Source organism: uncultured Chitinophaga sp., assembly GCF_937898475.1.
GTDB lineage: Bacteria > Bacteroidota > Bacteroidia > Chitinophagales > Chitinophagaceae > Chitinophaga.
The window spans coordinates 262,514-283,337 of sequence record NZ_CALEJS010000040.1 but is presented as its reverse complement, the minus strand read 5'-3'; the positions used below and the strand labels follow the sequence as shown (position 1 = coordinate 283,337).

At 46.7% G+C, this 20,824-nt stretch carries 16 protein-coding genes and 1 tRNA gene; 5 read left to right on the top strand and 12 right to left on the bottom strand.

What is annotated here, in order from left to right; all coding sequences use genetic code 11:
• Positions 1–27: 27 nt before the first annotated feature.
• Together Q0577_RS24435 and Q0577_RS24430 are read left to right on the top strand one after the other, a co-directional pair.
• Positions 28–525: a redoxin family protein gene (locus Q0577_RS24435; RefSeq protein ID WP_298741009.1), complete on the top strand. Its 498-nt coding sequence runs from the start codon at positions 28–30 to the stop codon at positions 523–525.
• Positions 526–649: 124 nt separating this feature from the next.
• A complete protein-coding gene (locus Q0577_RS24430) occupies positions 650–934 on the top strand; it encodes a hypothetical protein (protein WP_298741007.1) in 285 nt (94 codons plus the stop codon).
• 607 nt (positions 935–1,541) lie between these two features.
• On the opposite strand, the gene Q0577_RS24425 is transcribed toward Q0577_RS24430, so the two are convergent.
• The 11 genes from Q0577_RS24425 to Q0577_RS24375 form a co-directional block, all read right to left on the bottom strand.
• Positions 1,542–4,268, bottom strand: coding sequence for a prolyl oligopeptidase family serine peptidase (locus Q0577_RS24425; protein WP_298741005.1), 2,727 nt, complete (start codon positions 4,266–4,268; stop codon positions 1,542–1,544).
• 913 nt (positions 4,269–5,181) lie between these two features.
• Complete coding sequence (locus Q0577_RS24420; protein ID WP_298741004.1) at positions 5,182–6,738, bottom strand: phage integrase SAM-like domain-containing protein; 1,557 nt, start codon at positions 6,736–6,738, stop codon at positions 5,182–5,184.
• A gap of 231 nt (positions 6,739–6,969) precedes the next feature.
• Positions 6,970–7,044: transfer RNA gene (locus Q0577_RS24415), tRNA-Arg, on the bottom strand.
• A gap of 73 nt (positions 7,045–7,117) precedes the next feature.
• Positions 7,118–8,899, bottom strand: coding sequence for a long-chain fatty acid--CoA ligase (locus Q0577_RS24410; protein WP_298741003.1), 1,782 nt, complete (start codon positions 8,897–8,899; stop codon positions 7,118–7,120).
• Positions 8,900–8,926: 27 nt separating this feature from the next.
• A complete protein-coding gene (locus Q0577_RS24405; protein ID WP_298741002.1) occupies positions 8,927–9,211 on the bottom strand; it encodes a 2TM domain-containing protein in 285 nt (94 codons plus the stop codon).
• Positions 9,212–9,275: 64 nt separating this feature from the next.
• Positions 9,276–9,929 carry a YceI family protein gene (locus Q0577_RS24400; protein ID WP_298741001.1) on the bottom strand — a complete coding sequence of 218 codons (654 nt, stop codon included), beginning with the start codon at positions 9,927–9,929 and terminating at the stop codon, positions 9,276–9,278.
• Positions 9,930–9,950: 21 nt separating this feature from the next.
• Positions 9,951–11,609: a phenylacetic acid degradation protein PaaN gene (gene paaN / locus Q0577_RS24395; RefSeq protein ID WP_298741000.1), complete on the bottom strand. Its 1,659-nt coding sequence runs from the start codon at positions 11,607–11,609 to the stop codon at positions 9,951–9,953.
• 118 nt (positions 11,610–11,727) lie between these two features.
• Entirely contained in the window at positions 11,728–12,822 is a 1,095-nt protein-coding gene (locus Q0577_RS24390) for a tetratricopeptide repeat protein (RefSeq protein ID WP_298740999.1), read from the bottom strand.
• Between the two features lie 178 nt (positions 12,823–13,000).
• Positions 13,001–14,245: a DUF1015 family protein gene (locus tag Q0577_RS24385; RefSeq protein ID WP_298740998.1), complete on the bottom strand. Its 1,245-nt coding sequence runs from the start codon at positions 14,243–14,245 to the stop codon at positions 13,001–13,003.
• Between the two features lie 406 nt (positions 14,246–14,651).
• Complete coding sequence (serC, locus tag Q0577_RS24380) at positions 14,652–15,722, bottom strand: 3-phosphoserine/phosphohydroxythreonine transaminase (protein ID WP_298740997.1); 1,071 nt, start codon at positions 15,720–15,722, stop codon at positions 14,652–14,654.
• Positions 15,723–15,908: 186 nt separating this feature from the next.
• Complete coding sequence (locus Q0577_RS24375) at positions 15,909–16,862, bottom strand: zinc dependent phospholipase C family protein (RefSeq protein ID WP_298741029.1); 954 nt, start codon at positions 16,860–16,862, stop codon at positions 15,909–15,911.
• Positions 16,863–17,140: 278 nt separating this feature from the next.
• On the opposite strand from Q0577_RS24375, the gene Q0577_RS24370 reads away from it, so the two are divergent.
• On the top strand, positions 17,141–17,974 hold the full coding sequence (locus Q0577_RS24370; protein ID WP_298740996.1) for an alpha/beta hydrolase: 834 nt from the start codon (positions 17,141–17,143) through the stop codon (positions 17,972–17,974).
• Here Q0577_RS24370 and Q0577_RS24365 read toward each other — a convergent pair.
• Positions 17,971–18,582, bottom strand: a complete 612-nt coding sequence (locus Q0577_RS24365) for a DUF502 domain-containing protein (protein WP_298740995.1) — start codon at positions 18,580–18,582, stop codon at positions 17,971–17,973. The genes Q0577_RS24370 and Q0577_RS24365 overlap by 4 nt on opposite strands.
• A gap of 233 nt (positions 18,583–18,815) precedes the next feature.
• On the opposite strand from Q0577_RS24365, the gene Q0577_RS24360 reads away from it, so the two are divergent.
• Positions 18,816–19,433 carry a TetR/AcrR family transcriptional regulator gene (locus tag Q0577_RS24360; RefSeq protein ID WP_298740994.1) on the top strand — a complete coding sequence of 206 codons (618 nt, stop codon included), beginning with the start codon at positions 18,816–18,818 and terminating at the stop codon, positions 19,431–19,433.
• A 14-nt stretch (positions 19,434–19,447) separates the two neighbouring features.
• Entirely contained in the window at positions 19,448–20,824 is a 1,377-nt protein-coding gene (locus Q0577_RS24355; protein WP_298740993.1) for a TolC family protein, read from the top strand.

The window sequence follows — 20,824 nt, the reverse complement described above, 5'->3', positions numbered from 1 at the left end:
TGATCGATAACCGTGAAATGAGTATATATGAAGAAGATATTCCTTGTTGCTGTGATCTGGATGATGGGCCTGACTGCCTGTTTTGAGCCACCTGTTATGCAGCCTGACCTGAAAGGAGCAAAACTGCCGTCCTTTGATTTGCTTCTCCTGGACAGTACGACAAAATACAATACCGCTAAGTTCGATGACAGTAAGCCGTTGGTGCTGCTGTATCTGAGCCCAGACTGTCCGTATTGCCGGGCGCAAACGGAAGCGATCATCAGGGATATGAGAACATTAAAGGATATCCAGTTCTGCTTGTTCACCGTTGCACCTCTCATGCAGTTTCGGAGTTTCTACAAGGAATATCAGTTGGGAAAATATCCAAATATCACAGCAGGCGTGGACTATGACGATTTTTTTGGTAAACATTTTAACGTTCCCGGGGTTCCTTATATGGCCATATACGACAGTAGAAAACGGTTGAAGGAAGTGTTGATCGGACAGGTGGATGTGACCAGGATCCGGGATATTTCTCAAAACTAAGCTAGTTACGTAACATAGGCCAGTCCGGTCGAACCATGGGGAAGCCGAAAACCATCAGAAACGAGTAGGCATTATCTTTTTATTCATTAAGTTTAGCCTTTTGATTTATAAAGGCGATATTTCTATGAAAAAAGCGAAAGTAGTTTTAACAGCTATCGGCATATTTGCCATAGTAGGTGGAGCATTGGCTTTCAAGGCTAAGACGTTTGGCCAGCCAATTCTCTACATAGCTACCACAACTACGACTACCACTCCTGGTGGCCCGTTGGTACCTATTTGTTCTGCTAGGAATAACCTGACTACTACTGCAGGTGTTCCGAACACAACTGTATATCGTTCAACTTTAGCTAACAGTGTATGTACTACTCCTTTTGTTACAAGGACGACTTTAACTGTTCCTGGTATCTAATCGGTAGCACATTAAATCGAACAGAGTTTTAAAATGACGCTGGAGTCCTTACTCCAGCGTTATTTTCGTTGTCTGTGCCTTAAGACCATACCATATTCAATTTTACTTGATCAGATCTGGTGTGGTCAGTGTGGAGCTGCCGATTCATGGGGAAGCCGAAAACCATCAGAAACGAGTAGGCACTATCTTTTATTCACTAAGTTTAGCCTTTTTGATCTATAAAAGCGATTTTTCTATGAAAAAAGCGAAAGTAGTTTTAACCACAATTGCTGTATTTGCTTTAGTAGGTGGAACGCTGGCCTTTAAAGCCAGTAAGTTTGGCCAAGGGTTTGCCTTCATAGCCACCACAACTACCACTACAGCCCCTGGTGGTCCCTTGGTGCCAATTTGTTCTGCTAGGCATGACCTAACTACAACTGCTGGTACTCCGAACACAACGGTATATCGTTCAACTTTGTCCAACAGCGTATGTACTATGCCCTTTTTTACCAGGACGACCCTAGCACTTCCCGGATATTGACCAAATTAACTTGAATATTGAAATGATTTGAGAAAAAACGCTGAAGTAAAAAACGTCAGCTTTTTTTTGCAATAGCTGATAGGAAAATTATTTGATCCCAGGTTGGGATGTTGATCTCGTTTCTTTCGGATCCGCGCCGAAGTCAGTAGATCCGGGCGTAGTCATCCATTTAGGTGCGGGTACTCCTCTTAAATAATGATCGAAGAATTGTTGCTGTCTAATCGTAAAATCGAGTTGATTTTTATCGCTTCGCCCAATCATATGATTTTCATCCTTATATTGTAAAAGCCAGGCGGGCTTCCTTAACCTACGCATCGAAATGAACAATTCAACCGCATGATGAAAATCTACATTGTCATCGCCTTTGTTGTGCATTATTAATAATGGAGTAGTAATATTATTAACATGGAATATGGGAGAATTGTCGAGATATAGCTTCGGCTTTTGCCATGGAGAAAATCCAAGATTTCCCTGTTCAATATCAAAATACTGATTTCTGTTTGACGTCAAGCCGGTTTGCTGATTATAGTAACTGATAGCATTCGTATAACCAGCTGATTCCTGGGCAGCGGCAAATAATTTGGTGCGGGATATTATGGTCAACGTTTCAAATCCGCCGAAACTATGTCCCTGCAGTCCCATCTTGCTTGTGTCTACCCATGGAAAACGGGACAATCGGTCTACCGCGGAAGTGATCGTATTTATAACCGATTCGGATACTTTCCCTGTTTCATAGTACATATCAGGAACAAAAACCAGGTAGCCATTGCTTACGTACCAGGGAATGCTGAGCGTTCCGATACTTAATTCAGGAACTCTATAAATATTCAAACCATCACTTAACTTTTCGTAGTAGTAAAAAATAATCGGATATTTTTTTGTTGAATCGAAGTTCTCCGGCTTATATAAAATACCAGCAGCCGGTTTGCTGCCTGGTATTTGCCAATTAATCAGCTCTGCAGTCATCCAGTTGTATTCCCTTTCAGGTCGAATGTTGGTCAGGGGGCTAAAAGTTTTGAAATCGCGGGTGAGAAAGAGGTTCGGAGACTCCCGGGTACCCATTCTTCTTACAACATACAGATTAGCGTCTTTTGCCTTTCTCGGGAGGTATTCTGACAGAGAGATAAGAATATTATTACATGGTCTTGGGAAATAAAATATATAAGGCTCCATGGTGCATTTTGTAAGTGTGGGCGGGTTGCTTAGCTTAACTTTCCAGAATCCATTGTCTTTGTTGGCTTTATTTAGTCCTGCAAGCAATAAAGTGTCTGCAGTAGCGACCTCTTTAAATAACCCTGCTTCATCCTCAACTCGTCTGAAGATTATCTTATTTTTTTTGCCGACGTCGCCGGTCACACATAACGGCATTTTATTGCCACCAGGGTCTATTTTCCAGATATCGAAGCGGTCATAGATAAGGAGGCTGCCATCGTTAACCCAGCCAGCTACTCCAAATGGTTTACGGCGGCTGATTATTTCGCTTTCATCATCATAAATGGCACCTTTTAGTTGATTTGAGATGTTTCTCGTAATTCCAGTTGCTATTTCATAACTATAATAATAATGATCATTTGCATTGAACCAAACTACGAATTTCTCATTGGGCGAGAGCAGGATAATCTCACTTAAGGAATTGCTAAACCGACACAATTCTTTTGAACTTCCGTCATTGGTAGACACTAAATAAAGGCCTATTGTACGCTTGCTCCAATAAAATTCTGCCTGGTCCCAGGTATCTCGAGTAAGGGCGAGTATATAGTTATTACCTCTTTTGTCGTTTCCGAAATAGCTTACAAAAACTGTGGCAGGAGTCGTTAATTGAACGATTTTAGGTTGAGTAATATTACAAACTGCTAGGTAAGTTACCAGGTTTACCTGTTTCGCTAGTTCCTCAACAGGAATATAGGGTGCTTTATAGTGCCATATCTCAACATCATTGGTAATAACAGGAGAGGATGTAATGGTATTCTGCTGTCGTATTTTATCTTTTAGCTGAAAAAAAAGTTTTGTTCCATCAGCACTAAACAAAAGATTCCCATCTGCTATGCTCAGGTCTTCCTTCAATCCATCAGTTTTGCTATTGACGAGTACTTTGGCACTGTCCATTCCGGGTTTATAGTATCTTATTTCAATCTTTTCATTGTTATTACTTACAAATGCCAACTGTTTAAATGAGTCGTCTGGGGCTATAGTAAGAATTTCTGTTCCTCTTGCCAGGAAAATGTCCTTTTCTTTAGTTAGATCATGCCAAAGAAGCCCATTGATGGTTTTTATTAGCAAAACAGTGCCATTCATATCAAATTTATACTCCTCAACTTCACTGTATTTTTTCTCCGATCCACTAATAAGATTTTTTACAGTTAATTCCTTTTCTGAATTTATGAAGGCAAGCCATTTCCCGTTTCCACCTAATGGCGCCGAAAAGGATGAAACGTCCTTAATGTATATAATACTATCGCTACCTAAGGTTAAAATACCTAAACTATCTCCTGGAAGCTTAAGCATCACTTTCCGGCTGTCTCCGGTAAAAGACGCTTCTGTAGGTTCTTCAACTTTGAATTCTTTCTTGTATATGTTATCAGTGGACCGTATTACGATAAAATCGCCAGTCTTAGGGGCTCCGTACTTATAGGCAATATATTTTCCATCATTTGAGATCAAACTGCTGACATTCCATTCCATATCCTTCAGCGTGGTCCAGTTTTCGTAGCTGTCATTTTTGATTGTCTTTTTTTGCGCGACAATATTATTCAAATTGATTAATTGAAATAATAAAAACAAACTTGTTTTTGTCATAATTAATTTGCGATGCATGTTTTTTACTAGTTATTGTTTGCATTATTTACATCTACCTTTATACAGAACATTGAAGCAATTTTAGTGGATTTCAAAATAGTCAAGTATCCGGGTGGATTAATCCATACAGGACTAGCAAGTGAAACCTAACATGAGTAGAACAATAAAGAAGCTATAACTAAACCATATTAGGGCTATCTTGCTTGCTCCAGATATGAGTAAAACACCTTTACCACAGAATGCTTTGAAGTTGAATATAAAAAGAACAAATCTCTCAAGAAGGGCTTTTCTAGGAAAACGGAATTCTACCCTTTGCTGTACTATTGTCTAATTATCTTTTTGACTATTGATCTACTGCTTCCTGATAAAGTTTCGTCGAATAATAACCCTTGCAAAAAGGATGTGACATTTTTACGACAACGAAGCTTGCTTGAAGGAGATTTTCAAGAAACATAACACGGCATTATGTCTGCTGACAATAGTAAAAATATATCGACGGACTGCAGATTTAATCGCAGTATTCAAGGAATTTCTGTTCATTAATTAAGATCGACAACTTTTTATTACCTTACCAACTAACTCCCGGCATTCGAGGTCGAGTTCCCGTTACAGCCCACGCCAACATATTCCTACTATCTACGAATAAAATGCCACTTTCTTTTGAGAAAAACTTCCAGCTATTTATTGCTGAAAGACTTCATATATCCAAATTGAAAAATGCAAAATAACCCGCTGACCCGGAGACAGTAGAGTTAAAATGTGGTTGTCATGGAAAAACCATAACAATCTTAAGGTGACAAAACTTACTGCAACAAGAGTACACTCCGTAATATTTTAATCAATTAGATCGCTATAGCGGATTAGACAAACCATCTCTTACTTTCCCTGTTGGCCCTTTATAGCTATACTTTTTTATGCGTTTAGAGAATTGTTATTCATGCTCGTTTTCTCTTGACTTGTTTTGAATGCTTTGCATACGGATGATCTTCCCGGTACTTTTCTCGTTTTGTTTCCGGGCAAGCACTCCACCCTGGCCATAAAGATGTTCTTCTACTAGTCCCATCGCTTTATTGATCTTTCTTTCCTGGGGTTTTACATAGGTTTTTACTGAGTTGGGATTCCGCTGGCCAAGTAACAAACCCGTTAAATGAAGATCTTCGTTTGTTTCGTAAGCCAGTTCGTTGGCAAAAAAGTAGCGCAGCTGGTGGGAATTGTTCAGGCAAGGAATTCCTGTTCTCTCTCCAATGATCTTGATACACCTATTGTAATGCTGCCCCGTAGGAACAGGTAGAAGTTTACCTGTCCGCTGGCATTTGGGATGGTTTTTAAATTTTTCAATGATCTCCAGGCAGATGGGCAACAGGGGTAGATATTCTTTGGACTTTGATTTTCTTCTCTTTTGTTTAACCCACACTTTCCCGTTCTCTCTTTTTAAATGACTTTCCCGTAATCCATAAAGTTCAGCATAGGATGGGCCGGCGAATGCATGATAAATCATTATGTCCCGGATATCGAAGAGCTCGCTATCTTCTTCTTTAAAAACAAAGTCCATTAAGTGAAGCATTTCCTCTATAGTAGGCCAACTTTTATCTTCCGGTTCCTCATAAGAGCATTCGTAATTGGCAAATAGATTATTGGGAATCCACCCATTGGTTACTGCACGGTCAATGATTTCCTTGATGATCTGGACATATTTCCAAATAGTGTTTTGCCCACTATGGTACTGGGTTACTTCTTTTTTGACAAATTCGACAATGAATTTATATTCCAGCGTGGAAAGGGGCATATCCTGCAGTTTATACTGTTGCCGGATAAAATCCTGCAGCCTGCGTTTGGTGCCATATTTCTTTTTTAGGGTGTTGGGCGCCCTTTGGCCTGCCAGGACATGCTGGAAAAAATCCAGTTCATATTCATCGATGGCCATCCGCAGCGTTTTGGTTCTCGCTTTGTCTTCGAAGATTTTTTCCCCTTTTTCCGTAAGCTTTTCCAAATCGTCTTCCAACTGTTTTTTTTCTTCAAGCAATCGGGCGGACATAGTTTCCTGGTAAATAAGATCGTTCTGTGCTTTTTCTTTTTTCCTGTCGTATTTCATGAAACGCGCCACCAGTTCGTCAAGCTCCAGGCTGAAGGCCAGGTTGTCTGCGTTTTCCTGTCTTGTTTTTTCGCCATTGACGGGAGTCTGATAAGAGGCAAGAACCAGTTCAGGGGTGGCAAGTCCATGTTGGGCAACTACGAGATCAAAATGCCGTTCCAGGTCGGCTTTCATTTGGCCGAGTTTTTTGTTGAGGGTTTTATGATCCGGATTATCCGGGAGGACTTCCTTTAATTTATCGTTCCAATGTTCATAAAAGACTTTACAGAAAGAAGTACTTATTTCTTTCCAGAATCCGTCAATGGTTACCCTACAATAAATAGGGATCAATCCCTTACTGTTTTTTTCCTTGATTTTCCTGTAAAACAGGATAGAAAGTTTTTGATGTACCAGCATACACACATTTTTTTAAAGTGGAAAAATGCCAGGCAGGGTTTAAAGCATTGTGGTTGTTGGTGAGTGGCGGTCAGGGGGTAAAGATACCCCCTTGAATCACCCCCTGAATTACCCCCTATTTTGTTTAAACCGGTTTGAACTGAATTGGACCGGTTATTTGGCGGGAAGCCAAGAGGGACGCGGGTTTGCAATAAAAAAAGGCGTTCGTTTGAACGCCGTTGATTTTCTCACTGGTAGCCCCGCCAAGAATCGAACTTGGATCTAAAGTTTAGGAAACTTCTATTCTATCCATTGAACTACAGGGCCATTTCCACTCCCTCCCGGTAACCCGGTATAGAAAGGGAGTGCAAAACTAAGATATTTCAATTCAAAATCCAACTTAATCATACATGCCTTCAATCACGTCGCGGTACTTTTCCAGTATCACTTTCCGCTTCAGTTTCAGGGTAGGGGTCAGTTCGCCGCCATCTACCGTCCATTCCTGCGGCATCAGCTCAAACTTTTTGAGTTGTTCCACATGGCTGAAGTACTGGTTGTATTTGTCTACCGCCTGCTGAAACAGGTCTTTTACTTCAGGCAGCTTTACCAGGCCTTCATTGCCATTGTAGCTGATGCCCTTTTTGTCGCACCAGTTCCGGAGGTTGGTGAAGGAAGGAACAATCAGGGCGGAGGTGAATTTATGGTCTTCCCCTACGACCATGATCTGCTCTATGTAAGGCGATTCCTTGAACTTGTTCTCGATAGGCTGTGGCGCTACAAATTTACCGCCGGAGGTTTTGAAGAGTTCCTTCTTACGGTCGGTGATCTTCAGAAATTTATTATTCACAATCACGCCGATATCGCCGGTATGGAACCAGCCGTCTTTGATGGCATCTGCCGTCAGATCAGGCCTTTTGTAGTAGCCCATGCTGATATTGGGTCCTTTGCAGAGGATCTCTCCGTCTTCAGCGATCTTTACTTCAATGCCGCTGATAATAGGGCCTACGGTGCCAAACATGCGTTCTTTTTCATCTACCCGGTTCACGCTGATCACCGGAGAGGTCTCTGTCAGCCCGTAGCCTTCCAATATAGGGATGCGTCCTGCGGTGAATATTTTCAGCAGGCGCATCTGGCAGGCGGCGGCGCCGGTTACAACGGCCTGGATATTACCACCCAGCGCTTCCCGCCACTTTTTGAACACCAGCGCATTGGCAATGGCCAGCTGAAAGCGGTACCAGGCTCCCAGGGGTTTGTTGATCTCATATTTTTTACCCAGCTCCAGGGCCCAGAAAAAGAGCGCCCGTTTGATGCCTTTCAGCTCCAGTCCTTTGCTTATGATCCGTTCGTACACCTTCTCCAGTAGACGGGGCACGGTGGTGAAGATGGTGGGCTTTACTTCCCGCAGGTTATCTGCAATGGTATCCATACTTTCTGCATAATAGACAGGAACCCCGGCCGTAAGGTATACGTAGGTGACCATACGCTCGAAAATATGATTGAGCGGAAGAAAGCTCAGTGCCCGGGCACTGGTGTGTACGGGCAGATAGGGGGTACAGGCTGTAACGTTGCTTACAATATTGCGGTGGCTCAGCATTACCCCTTTAGGAGTACCCGTAGTGCCGGAGGTATAGATGATGGTAACCAGCTCCTCCGGGCTGGTATTCCGTTTGATCTCTTCTATCCTGGGATAGTCAGTTTCTTGCGCGAGGGATAATATTTCCTTCCAGTGGCGTACGCCCGGCAGCGGGTCATAAGAGAATATCTCCTTCAGGTCTGGCAGCTGGTCCCTCACGGCATTCACTTTGTCCAGTATTTCCTGGTCGCTGATGAAGAGGATCCGTGCACCGGCATCCTTCAGTACAAAAACCAATTCGTGCTGGCTGATGGTAGGGTAGACAGGGGTAAGTACGGCTCCTGCCTGCTGACAGGCAAGGTCTGTTAGCATCCATTCCGGCCGGTTGCGCGAAATGATTGCGATCTTATCTTTCCCTTCCATGCTGCCATCGCCACGGCTGATGCCCAGTTGCAGCAGGCCGGAGGCAAATTGCAGGGTGGTCCCCGCCACCTGTTTAGTACTGTATTTGATCCATTTCCCGTCTACTTTACCGGCCAGCATATCTTCATTGGGATATTTCTCCAGCTGGTAGGCTATTACGTCAAATAATCGGCTCGGTTGATCCATTATGTTGTGGTTTGCTGTTTTTCATCCTCACAGGTTGCGCTGCTGCTCGTTCTGTAGTTTTTCATATTCCTTCAGGGTATCTCCGTAGTGATCACTGTGATAGGCGCCAAAATAATGGAACGCAAGGCCTATGCCCCAGCCCATAGACGGCCAGATAGGCCAGGGAATACCATTACCACTACGGTCGGTAATAAACCATAAGGCCCAGAGACCGGCGTTGATGACCAGGTATGTAATAAGGTGGGATTTAAAAGACGCTCTCGCCTTGGCGATGCGCCAGAGTCTTTCATCCCGTTGTTGTGTACTCTCCATATGAATAGGTTTATGACTAAATGAGGTATAATAAATTTAAATAATTTTATTTGATTTCGCCAGATTATTGCCTTTTCGCGGTGATGTTGAACTGGATATTGACCATGGAATTGATCAGCTTATCCTGCAGCGATTTGTCCGCGCGGTAGGTCATACCCCATAAAGTGCGGTCTATATTGAAGTTAGCGTTAGCGGTCAACCGGTCATGCTGCAGCACAATTTTAGCCGGGAAGGTCACATTTTTGGTGATTTGTTTAATAGTAAGATTGCCTTGTATGGTATGGGTAGCATCCTTTAGCAGCACCTCATTACCTTCAGGATGGTAAGCGTTGATCCCGGTAATGGCAAAGGTGGCGGTAGGGTATTGATCCGCATCGAAGAACAATGGGCCTTTCAGTTCCCGTTCCAGCTTATGCTTCATGGCGGTATCCGCTGCAAGGTCTACATCCACCAACGATTGGATGTCGATGGTGAATGTGCCTCCTGTAACTGCGCTGTCCTTCACGTATAAAGTACCTTTCTGCAGCATAAAGCGGCCGGTATGTTTACCGGTGGGCTTGGTGCCGATCCACTGCACCATGCTTTGTTCCGGGTTTACCTGGTATACGGCGCCTTCGCCTTCCTGTACAGACTGAGCCTCCGTGATCGTGGCCTTGTCTGCTTTGGGCGCCTGCTGGCAGGCCGCCAGGCAAGCCGCTATCAGTAATATGTACCTCATACTATGTATGTTTTGTAGCCGCTATCCGCCCACTACCTCCCGGTTACCTACCCATACAAACCGTTTCACAATAAACTCCTGGTTAGTAAAGCTTGCATTCCCCGCAGGGTTGCCGCCAGTTACATGAAAATCAGAGAAGGCGGCGTGCTGGTTCACCCAGATCAGTCCTGTAAAGTTGAATGATACCGGGGTGAAAACGCTGTTCATCTCATCGGCAATCTTTTCCTTTATAACAGGATCGGTTGTATATGCCCCACAGGTAATGGCGCCATGTTGCCTGGCCATCTGCCTGGCCAGCTGTATGGAATGATCGGTGTCTTTTGTCTTGATCAGCAGTATTACCGGACCAAACAGCTCTTTCTCGTAAATATCATGATCTGCACTGGTTACTTCTATCACGGTAGGTGAGCATACCCGCGCATTGTTGAATTCTTCGTTTGTTACAGGGCCGCCCTGCAGCAGTACTTTGCCGCCCAGCTTACCGGCGTCCTGCGCGCGCTGCAGCGTGGTATCATTCTGTACGGCGCCCAAAGTGCCAGCGCCCATTTTGGGATTATTAACGAGCGCTCCGATGGCGTCCCTGATCTTCAGCGCTACCTCGTTGAAAGAAAGATGGCCTTTGTCAGTGGCAACTCCCTGTTCAGGGATAAAGAAATTCTGCGGGGCGGTGCACATTTGGCCGGAGTACAGGCATACGGCAAAGGCCAGGTTCTGTACAACGGCGTCTATATCCTGTACACTGTCCAGGATCACTGAGTTGACACCGGCTTTTTCGGTGAACACAGTTTTGCCGTTTAAAGACTCTACATACTCGCCAAAGCTGCTGCCGCCAGTATAATCTATCAGCGATACCTGCGGATGTTCGCACAGCAATTTGGTAATAGGCTGCGCGCTGGTGTCTGTTGCCAGCTGGCACAGATGCGGGTCAAAACCGTTCTCCTGCAGTACCTGCTGGATGGCGGCAATGGCAATGGCAATGGGCAGCACAGCCTTGGAATGCGGCTTTACAATGACGGGGTTGCCAGTGATCAGGTCTGCATAGATGCCGGGGAGGGAGTTCCATACCGGGAAGGTAGAGCAGCCTACCACCAGCCCGGTACCTTTGGGCACAGCCCGGTAGGTTTTCTTCAGCTGCAGGCTGGTTTTACCCATGGGTTTCTGCCACATTTGTTCTGCCGGGAAGCGGTGCAGTTCCTCATAGCCCATGGCAATCGCTTCAAGCGCGCGGTCATTGGCATGTGGTCCTGATGCCTGGAAGCTCATCATAAAGCTCTGGCCGGTGGTATGCATGGTGGCATAGGCGATCTCAAAGAAATAGCCTTTTATTCTTTCCAGTGTTTCCACCAGTATATCGGCGCGGTTGGTAACCGGCGTATTGGCCCATTGCCTGGCAGCTGCGCCGGCTTTAGACAACAGCTCTTCTACGGTAAAGGCGGGGTACGTAATGCCCAACGCCTCGCGGGTATAGGGGGATACTTCTTCCCCTACGCGGGTACCGGTGCCGGTTTGCAGTAACTGGTCAAAAGGTTGGTGCAGCAGCTCCTGAAATCTGGCTGCTCCTTTAGCGGCAGCCTCTTCACCGTAAGCTTTGGGGTGTTCGGGGTACTGGGAGTAAAAGCCCCTTTCGTGGTTGGCTTTTACCGCGTTCTCGATGGTGTTTTGGTGTTTTGTTGCAAGCATATAAATAATTAATAATTAAAAGTTAATAATTAATAATTAACCGTACGTGGAATCAATAGCACTTGCATTCATCATTACTAAATAACTGGTATAGCCGGCCAATCTGCCGGCCGGCAGGTTACCGGTTCAGCGAGAACCTGCCATCGTTATAATATTCATCAGCACGCAGCTTGAACGGGTGATTGCGCTGGTATTGCATGAATTTATCATATTCCGCTTTATGCAGGTTAGTCCACGAACGGAAGGTAGCCTGACTGGCCACCGGGCCAAACAACCATTGGTTATAGGCTTCATACAGGCCTGCCTTTAACAGCCTGCGTTGCAGGTCGAATAACGCAAAAGGGTATTTGAAACCATAAAAATTATACCAGTCCAGCAGGAAACGGGTACGCAGCATGATCAGGGCATCCGGGTCAATACCGCTGCTGATCACGCTTGTCTGTTTAGACATCAGCTGCCGGTAGACATTTACAAAATCGCTTCCGCTGCCGGCGCTCTTGCCGCGCCTGCTCTTTTTGCCGCCCTCATCCATTTCGGGAACAGGAGCGCTCAGCATATCCGGGTTGCTGTATAATTTCTTGTAAGACTCAATAAGTATATCCCTCATTTCTGCGGTACGGTTGGTATAGCTTTCCAGGTTCACAAAGATCTCCCCGTACAATATCGCCCATACCGGGTCTTTTGAATAGTAGTAGGCGCGCGCGGCGTTGTAGTAGTTACCCGGGAAATTAGGATCTTTTTCTATGCCCTTCAGCCAGTTGGTAAGCGCGCCATCGTTCATTTTAAGCACTGCCAGTAGCTGTCCGTTGTCATTATACAGTTCCCCGCTTTCCGGGAAACGGCGGATAGCCCTGTCGTAAAGCCGCTGCGCCCCTTTCCAGTCTTCTTTGGCCTGGTAGATATTGCCGGCTATCTGGAACATCTGTGCGTCTGCCTCTTTTTTGTCCAGCAGGGGATCGATCACACTCTTGGCTTTGTTCATATCTCCGCGCAGATAGTAGGCAAAGCCCAGTTGTTTCCTGAACTGGATATTATCGGGCTCCAGCTGTAATGCCTGGTTCAACACCAGGATAGCGTTAGCATAATCTCCCGTGCGGATAAAATTATTAGCGGTGCTGAATAGTTCATTTGCATCCTGCGCCCAGGCTACCTGCGAAATCAGTAAAAAAACACCTATTAAGAATTTTTTCAATGAAGAAAAGCTGCTGTTCATTACCTGTTTTTGCTTTGTTGTAAATGTAAGGAAAATTAGTCCAAGCACCACAGCCCATAGATTACGACATAACCGGCAATGCATGTTTGCTGTAATATGCAAGAAGTCCATAGCATATTATGGCAGCGCTAAGCTTCCTGATATGCTATGGACTATGGACCAAGAACTATGGATATCTTTAAATCACCTGGGTGATCAGCCCATCTCTCAGTTTGGGCTCAAACCAGGTGGATTTTGGAGGCATTACATTGCCGCTGTCTGCGATATCAAATAATTGCTGGATGGTAACGGGATAGAGGGCAAACGCCACTTTCATCTCGCCGCTGTCCACACGTTTTACCAGCTCTTCAAGTCCGCGGATACCGCCTACAAAATCGATGCGTTTGTCTGTACGCGGATCTTTAATACCCAGCAGTTTGTCCAGCACATTATTCTGCAGGATGGTCACATCCAGGATGCCGATCGGGTCTGTGGTATAGGTGCCTTCACGGGCCACCAGGCGGTACCAGTTCCCTTCCAGATACATGCTGAATTCATGCAGCATGGCGGGCTTTTGAGGAGCATGTCCTGTTTTTTCTACTGTAAAGTCATATTCCAGCCGGGAAATCAGGTCGGCAGCGGTATGGCCGTTCAGGTCCTTCACCAGGCGGTTATAGTCCAGGATGGCCAGCTGGCTGGCGGGGAAGATGGTGGTCAGAAAGAAATTGGCCGGGTCTTCTTCAGAACCGATCAGCTGTTTTTCTGCAAATTCCTTCTGTACCAGTGAGGCAGATGCAGCGCGGTGGTGGCCGTCTGCAATATAAGTGCAGGGCACTTTTTCAGCAAAGAGGCTGGTGATCTGCTGAACGGCGGCAGGTTCATTCACTACCCAAATGGTATGCTGAATGCCGTCGTCGGCGGTAAAGTCGTAAGCGGGGGCATGGGCGTGCTGCCAGTGATCTATCAGCACATTCAGCTCGGGAACGTCTGTATAGGCCAGAAATACGTTGCCTGTCTGGGCCCGGGTGGTTTTGATATGATTGATGCGGTCCTGCTCTTTCTCGGGCCGGGTAAATTCATGCTTTTTAATGATGCCGTTATTGTAATCGGCCACGGAGGAGGCGCATACCAATCCTGTCTGCTCGCGTCCGTCCATTACCAGTTTGTAAATGTAGTAGCTGGGCTGCTCGTCCTGGAACAGGGTGCCGTCTTTGATGAACTGCTGCAGGTTTTCTGCAGCCTTGTCGTATACGGCCTGGCTATGGATATCGGTACCGTCTGGCAGGTCTATTTCAGATTTTGAAACATGGTAATAAGAGTGAGGATTACCGGCTGCTGCCACTTTCGCTTCTGCAGAGCTGAGTACATCGTAAGGCCTGGATGCTACCTGGGCGGCCAGAGCTACCTGTGGTCTTAACCCTTTGAACGGTCTGATAATTGCCATAATGTGTTGTTTGAAGGGGCAAAAATAACATACAGATGTTAAAAGGCAAACCCTGAAAGCTGCCTGTTTTGCAGCATTCAGGTTCATATCATATTGCTTCAGGGTTGCTGCGACCGCCGGTACAGCGCCGGTACAGCGCCGGGCATGTTCCGGATCTTTAAAGGGTAGGGGGATGACCGGCTTATATACGGGACATCACCGGCGCATATGGGAGCATAACAGGAAGGTGACAGGAATGCGATAGGGCGTTTTACGCAGTTTTACCGGGAGACAGGCCATAAACATTGTACCGGCGGTACAGGAGAGGGAAAGAAAAAGTCCCGCGCCGGGCAGACCGGGAGCGGGACAAGACTTATAGCGGTTAATCAACATGACGGTGTAGTCACAACACATCAACACATCATTTTCATGCCTTTTTAAGGCTGAAATATTTCATGGCTTCCACCATTACTTCAACACTTTCATAAGGCAGTGCATTGTAAAGAGAGGCGCGGAAACCGCCTACGCTGCGATGCCCCTTGATCCCCACAATATCTTCCTTCTTGCAGAACTTGAGGAATTCGTCCTCCAGCTCAGGTTTATCCATGATAAAGCACACGTTCATCCGGCTGCGGTCTTCTTTTACCACGGTACCGCGGAACAGCGGGTTATTATCTATTTCGTTGTACAGCAGCGCTGCTTTCTTTTCATTCAGCTTTTCTATGGCTGCTACACCGCCCTGCTCTTTAAGCCAGCGCAGTGTAAGCATAGAGATATAGATGGCAAATACCGGAGGGGTGTTGAACATGGAGCCGTTCTCTACATGTACCTTATAATCCAGTATAGTTGGTATTTTACGGGTTACCTTGCCCAGCACGCTCTTACGTACCGCCACCATGGTGGTGCCAGCGGCGCCCATATTCTTCTGCACGCCGGCATAGATCAGGGAAAACCGGTTAAAATCCAGCTGACGGCTCAGAATATCACTGCTCATATCAGCTACCAGCGGTATATCAGTTACCGGTGTGGTTTGCCACTGTGTACCGTAAATGGTATTGTTGGTGGTGATATGCAGGTATTTGGCCTGCGGCGGAATATTGAACTGCCTGGGTATATGGTTGTAATTACTCTCGCGTGAGCTGGCTACTACATCCACATAACCAAAAGACTTGGCTTCCTTGATTGCTTTGTATGACCAAACGCCGGTATCTACATAAGCGGCGGTTTCTCCATTTTCCAGAAGGTTCATTGGCACCTGCATAAACTGGGTGCTGGCTCCTCCGTGCAGGTAAAGCACTTCGTAGTCATCTTCCAGCTGCATCAGCTCTCTCACGAGGCTGCGGGCCTCGTCAAGTACGTTTATGAAAAGCTCCGTCCTATGACCTATTTCCAGTATGGACATGCCCGATCCTTCAAAATCAATCAACGCCTTGCTGGCTTTATATAATACCTCGTTAGGTAGTACAGAAGGCCCTGCGTTAAAATTGTGCACCTTCATGTTGCGATCCTGATTAAATACATTATTGTCTTTTTCCACTTTATTTTGGTTTTTCTAGGAACGGATTAAAAAAAGTAGGCATTTCAAATAACCTTGCGTGGTGTAGGATAAAGGTTAAAATAGAATAGATAGACAGTATAGTGTCGACAAAGATAATCGAAACTTTCTTAAAAACCGCTTTTATTTTTAGCGTTCATCATCATGCTCACGGCCCGGCAGACGGCCTTTTCTCCAGGCTTTGTTCAGCGCTTTGAACTGCCGCTCCTGCTCCGGAGAAAATGGTTTGCGGGCCAGATCCTGCAATGGGGGCTGCCCGGCATCTACCCAGGCCGTATACCAGCAGCTGGCCACTGCAATAATAGCGCTGCGCATGCGGCGTTCCACCATGTTGTTCATCAGGCGGTGATATGCCAGCGAGTAGGCGGCAGCGTAATTGCGTGTGAGTTTACCATTCCGTTTTTCCCAGGCATAACGTTGTGCAGGCGGGAAGCGCTGGCTCAGCGCTTTTTCCAGCCGCAATACGGTATCTGCGGCTATGGCGCTTGAGATCACCAGCTCCCAGCTGTACATTGCAACGTCAGAGATATACATGGCGCGGCCATTCCAGTAATTGAATTCCTTATCAGCTATGAGCTCAGGTATACGCGATTCCCAGAGTGCATGTATGCCCTGCTGGCCGCTCAGCTGCCCGTTGTGGTTGGAGCTTGCGTGCAGCGGTACATGGGCATCGGCCAAATAATGTCCAAGTTCGGCTGAAAGCTGAAGTATGCGGCCTGCATCCTTTTCGCGGAAAGCGCAGGTAAGCCGGTACATCATGCGTTGAATATGCCAGGGCAATATACCATGCTGCTGCAGTGTATCTTCTGTATAGCGTGCAACGGCTGCCTCCCAGGAACGCGGCAGACTGTCAAAAGGCGGAGAGCCGTAGTGGTCTATATCAATGTAGTGGCGCGGTCCTTCCGCAGCGAGCGCATATCGCCGCTTGTCAGGATCAGTAGCGTGGGTGCTTAGAAATTCCAGTTGCGGTTTATAGAACACGAGCATTTCAGGCGGCAGCGAAAATACAGCCAGGCGGTTAATGCGCCGGTGCGCAAAAAATCCCCAGCCCTGCAGCAGGGAAGGAAAAAATAACAAACACACTAAAAGTGCAGTGAACAGGCGTATGCACATACAGGTTAACTCATTAAATAAGATCAATGAAAATTTTACAGGAAGAGAAGATTTGCGCTGGCGAAAATAGTTAAAAACACAGGATGAACAAGACTGCGGTTTGTTTTGTTAATATATGGTTAAAGCCAGGGTAAAGATCAACAGGCGCTTTATTTTTAGTTATTATCTAATTCCCCCCTCTTCCGGGCAAAACAGCAGCAATCCCATTGCAAGCCTATCCCAATGCCAAGGAGTGGAAACCAACAACTATGGAGAAGATCACAACTATTCCCGTAAATGGTGTGCACATATACACGCGTAGTATCGGCGAAGCCGGTAAAGCAATTATTTTTATTCACGGCGGGTTGCAGCAATCTGCCATATGGGAAACGCAGCTCAAAGATGATCTGCTGCAGGAGCAGTACCGGCTGATTGCGCTGGATCTGCCGGGGCATGGCCGTTCGGGCCGGAGTGCAGCGCCGGAACGTGATTACAGTATTGCGGGCATGGCGCGGCAACTGGCCGATTATATTAACGGCATGACGCCGGACGAATATGTACTGGTGGGCCTTTCTTCCGGCGCCAGTCTGATCAGCGAAGCACTGCCGCAACTGAAGCTGGCGCCCAGCGGATTATTCTTTGCAGGTGCGCCGCTACCCGGTAATAACCTGCCGATACATACCGTGTTGCTGGCTTCGCCTTTTGCGCAGGTACTGACTGCCAATCCACCGTCAGACGCGGTATTGACGGCCTACACCAAAAGGCTGGTGTATAAACCCACCGATAAGTTCATTGCAGTATGCAAGCAGTACTATCATGATACTGACCCCGTGTTCAGGGAGCGTTTCGGAGAATATATTAACGGAAAAAGTGAGCTGCTCAACCAGCTTAGCGGCCTGCAGCAAAGCCAGTTACCGGTATGTTTTGTGCTGGGACAACAGGAAGCAGTAGTGAAACCCAACTATCTGGACGGGATCCGTTTCCAGCATAAATGGAAAGATACGATCTTCAAAGTGCCCGCAGCAGGACATCTTGTTAACTATGATCAGCCCCAGATCTTCAATCACCTGCTGTTACAGTTTGCCGATGAGGTGATGGGCTAAATTGACGTTACCCCTCCGCTTACAGCAAACTTCATTGCTTCGCCGGCAGAGACATGCTCCAGCGGTTTTACCCTGTCTTTGGGCACCATGAACACCTTACCGGTAATGGCATAGGCGTGGGGAACATATACCGCCATATAACCCTCCAGGCCAAAGTGGCTTACATCGCTCTGTGTAATAAAGCCCATTTCCCATACATCCAGCCCGTAGAGTTGTACCAGCACCGGGTGATCAAATTTTTTCTTTTCGCCTACAAAGGCATCGAATACATCTTTTACAGAAGTATAAATATATTTGATGAATGGTGTGCGTTCCAGCAGGTGATCAAACAGATCGAATATACGGCCTACAATGAAAGATGAGCTCAGATACCCCACAAAGATAATCAGGAGCAGCACCAGCACAAACCCTACTCCCTTGTACCGCAGGTATTTCAGCACCATGGCGTCTGCCGGGATCAGCGAGGTCGGGATCAGGTTATCAATCGTAATAAAAGCCCAGTATATGGTAAAAGCAGTGATGCCGATAGGAGCCAGGATCAGCAGGCCCTGAAAAAAGTACCGGAGGATACGCGCGGCAATAGCCTTCATTTTCAGATTGGGAGACATAAAAAGTGATGTGAAGTATGGTAAAATGGTTTCGAACTCGGTGGATATAAGTGAGCAAAGGTACCGGATTTCCCCTTGTTTTCCTATGAAGGGCCCCTACTTCCCAGGAGATAAGATGCTTGCCAATACGCTTATTTAAAATATTCCTTATGGAAACTTTGGTAGTTTAAAAAGTTTCTATAGTTTTGTTACGCATCGAAATCTGTAACTGAGCATCGTAACGTAATCTGACCATGGAAACACAGGATCGCATTTTAGACACGGCATTCGGGCTGTTCCGCCAGTATGGAACAAGGTCCATCACCATGGATGATATTGCTACGAGGATGGGCATCTCCAAGAAAACGCTGTACGCACATTTTGCAGATAAGGACGATATGGTAGTGCACGCTATCAGCCGGTTCCTGGAAGTGATACAGGAGGAGGAACGTGTACTCCGCTCAAACGCGGCCAATGCCATTGAAGAGTTGTTTGAGGTGATGAGGATGATGGACGAGCGTTTACGGAATATGAACCCGGTAATTATGCTGGACCTTCAGAAATTTCATTCCAGGGCTTACCTGGTATTCCAGGAATACCGCAACAATTCCCTGCGTACCGTGATACGCGAAAACCTGGAGCGGGGCATTGCTGAAGGACTGTACCGCAAGGACCTGGAAGTGAATATCCTGACACAGTTCCGGATCGCTTCCGCCATGTTGTGCTTCCAGCCGGAGGTGTTCCCTATTGCAGGTTTTGAAATGGGAAAGGTACAGCGGGTGCTGCTGGAGCACTTCCTGTACGGAGTGGCGTCTGCAAAAGGATTGAAGCTGATAGAAGGATACAGGCAACATCAAACTATCGCAAAATAAATCGATTCCACCGTATGCTACTAACACGAAAGCACATGGCCCTCGCCGGTTCACTACTCCTGGCATTGCAGCTGGTTACGCCCGTCCGGGCACAGCAGCAGCCTAAAGCGCAGCCCGAAACGCTGCAGCTTAGCGCCAGGCAGGCAGTGGATTATGCACTGGCCAACCAATCCTCCGTTAAAACCGCTAAACTGGATGAGCTCATCCAGCTTGCCCTCAACAAAGAGGTGAGCGGACGGGCACTGCCCACCATTAAAGGCACGGGGTCTTACCAGTATAACCCCATTCTTCAGAAACAACAGATAGACCTGCACAACTTTGATCCCAGCCTGCCTCCCGGCACCTATCAACCGGTGGCCTTTGGACTTGCCCACAACGTGGCCGGCGAAGTGCGTATGGACCAGGTGCTCTTTGATCCCAGCGTGCTGGTAGCCCTGCAGGCCCGCAAAACGCTGGAAGAGCTGGCCAACCGCAACGTGAAGCGTTCAGAGATAGAGGTGAAAGTGTCTGTATACAAAGCCTACTACAATATCCTGGCGGCGAACAAGGCGCTTACCATCCTGAAAGGTAATATGGCTACCCTTGAAAGACTGCTGGGGGAAACCAAAGAGATTTACCGGAATGGAATGGCCGAAAAGCTGGATGTAGACCGGCTCTCTGTACAGATGACCAATATGCAGACGGAGATCACCAAGCTGCGGAATGTGATCGAGGTGGGCACTGCTGCCCTTAAATTCCAGATGGGCATGCCCATGGTACAGCAGATAGAACTAACCGACTCGCTCACCACTGCAGCCATTGCAGACCAGTCTGCGGTCAGTACAGATAACTTTGATTATTCGCAGCGGATAGAATACCAGGTATTACAATCGCAGAAACGCGCGTATGAATACGATCTGAAACGCTATAAACTGGCAGGTGTGCCTTCTCTTTCACTGTTCGCCTCTACCGGCGCCCTCCGGGGAAGCAGCAGGTTTGACTACTTCCAGAGCCAGTCATGGTACGGTTATGTAAGCACCGGTGTGCAGCTGTCCGTGCCCATCTTCACCGGCCTGCAGCGAAAGCGCCAGGTAGACCAGGCATTCCTTACTGTTAAGAAAACAGAAGAGAATATAGAGAATCTGAAGCTGTCTATCGACTTTGAACAGTCGCAATCGGCTTCCAGCTTCCGCAATAATCTCCTTACCCTTCAAGCCCAGGAAGACAACATGAAGCTGGCCCAGGAAGTATACAATACCACGCAGACAAAATATAAGGAAGGAGTAGGCAGCAGCCTGGAAATGTCTAATGCAGAGAACGACCTGCTCACCGCCCAGCGGAATTATTTTGATGCATTGTACCAGGCGATAGTGGCCAAGATCGATTACTTAAAAGCATACGGTAAACTATAA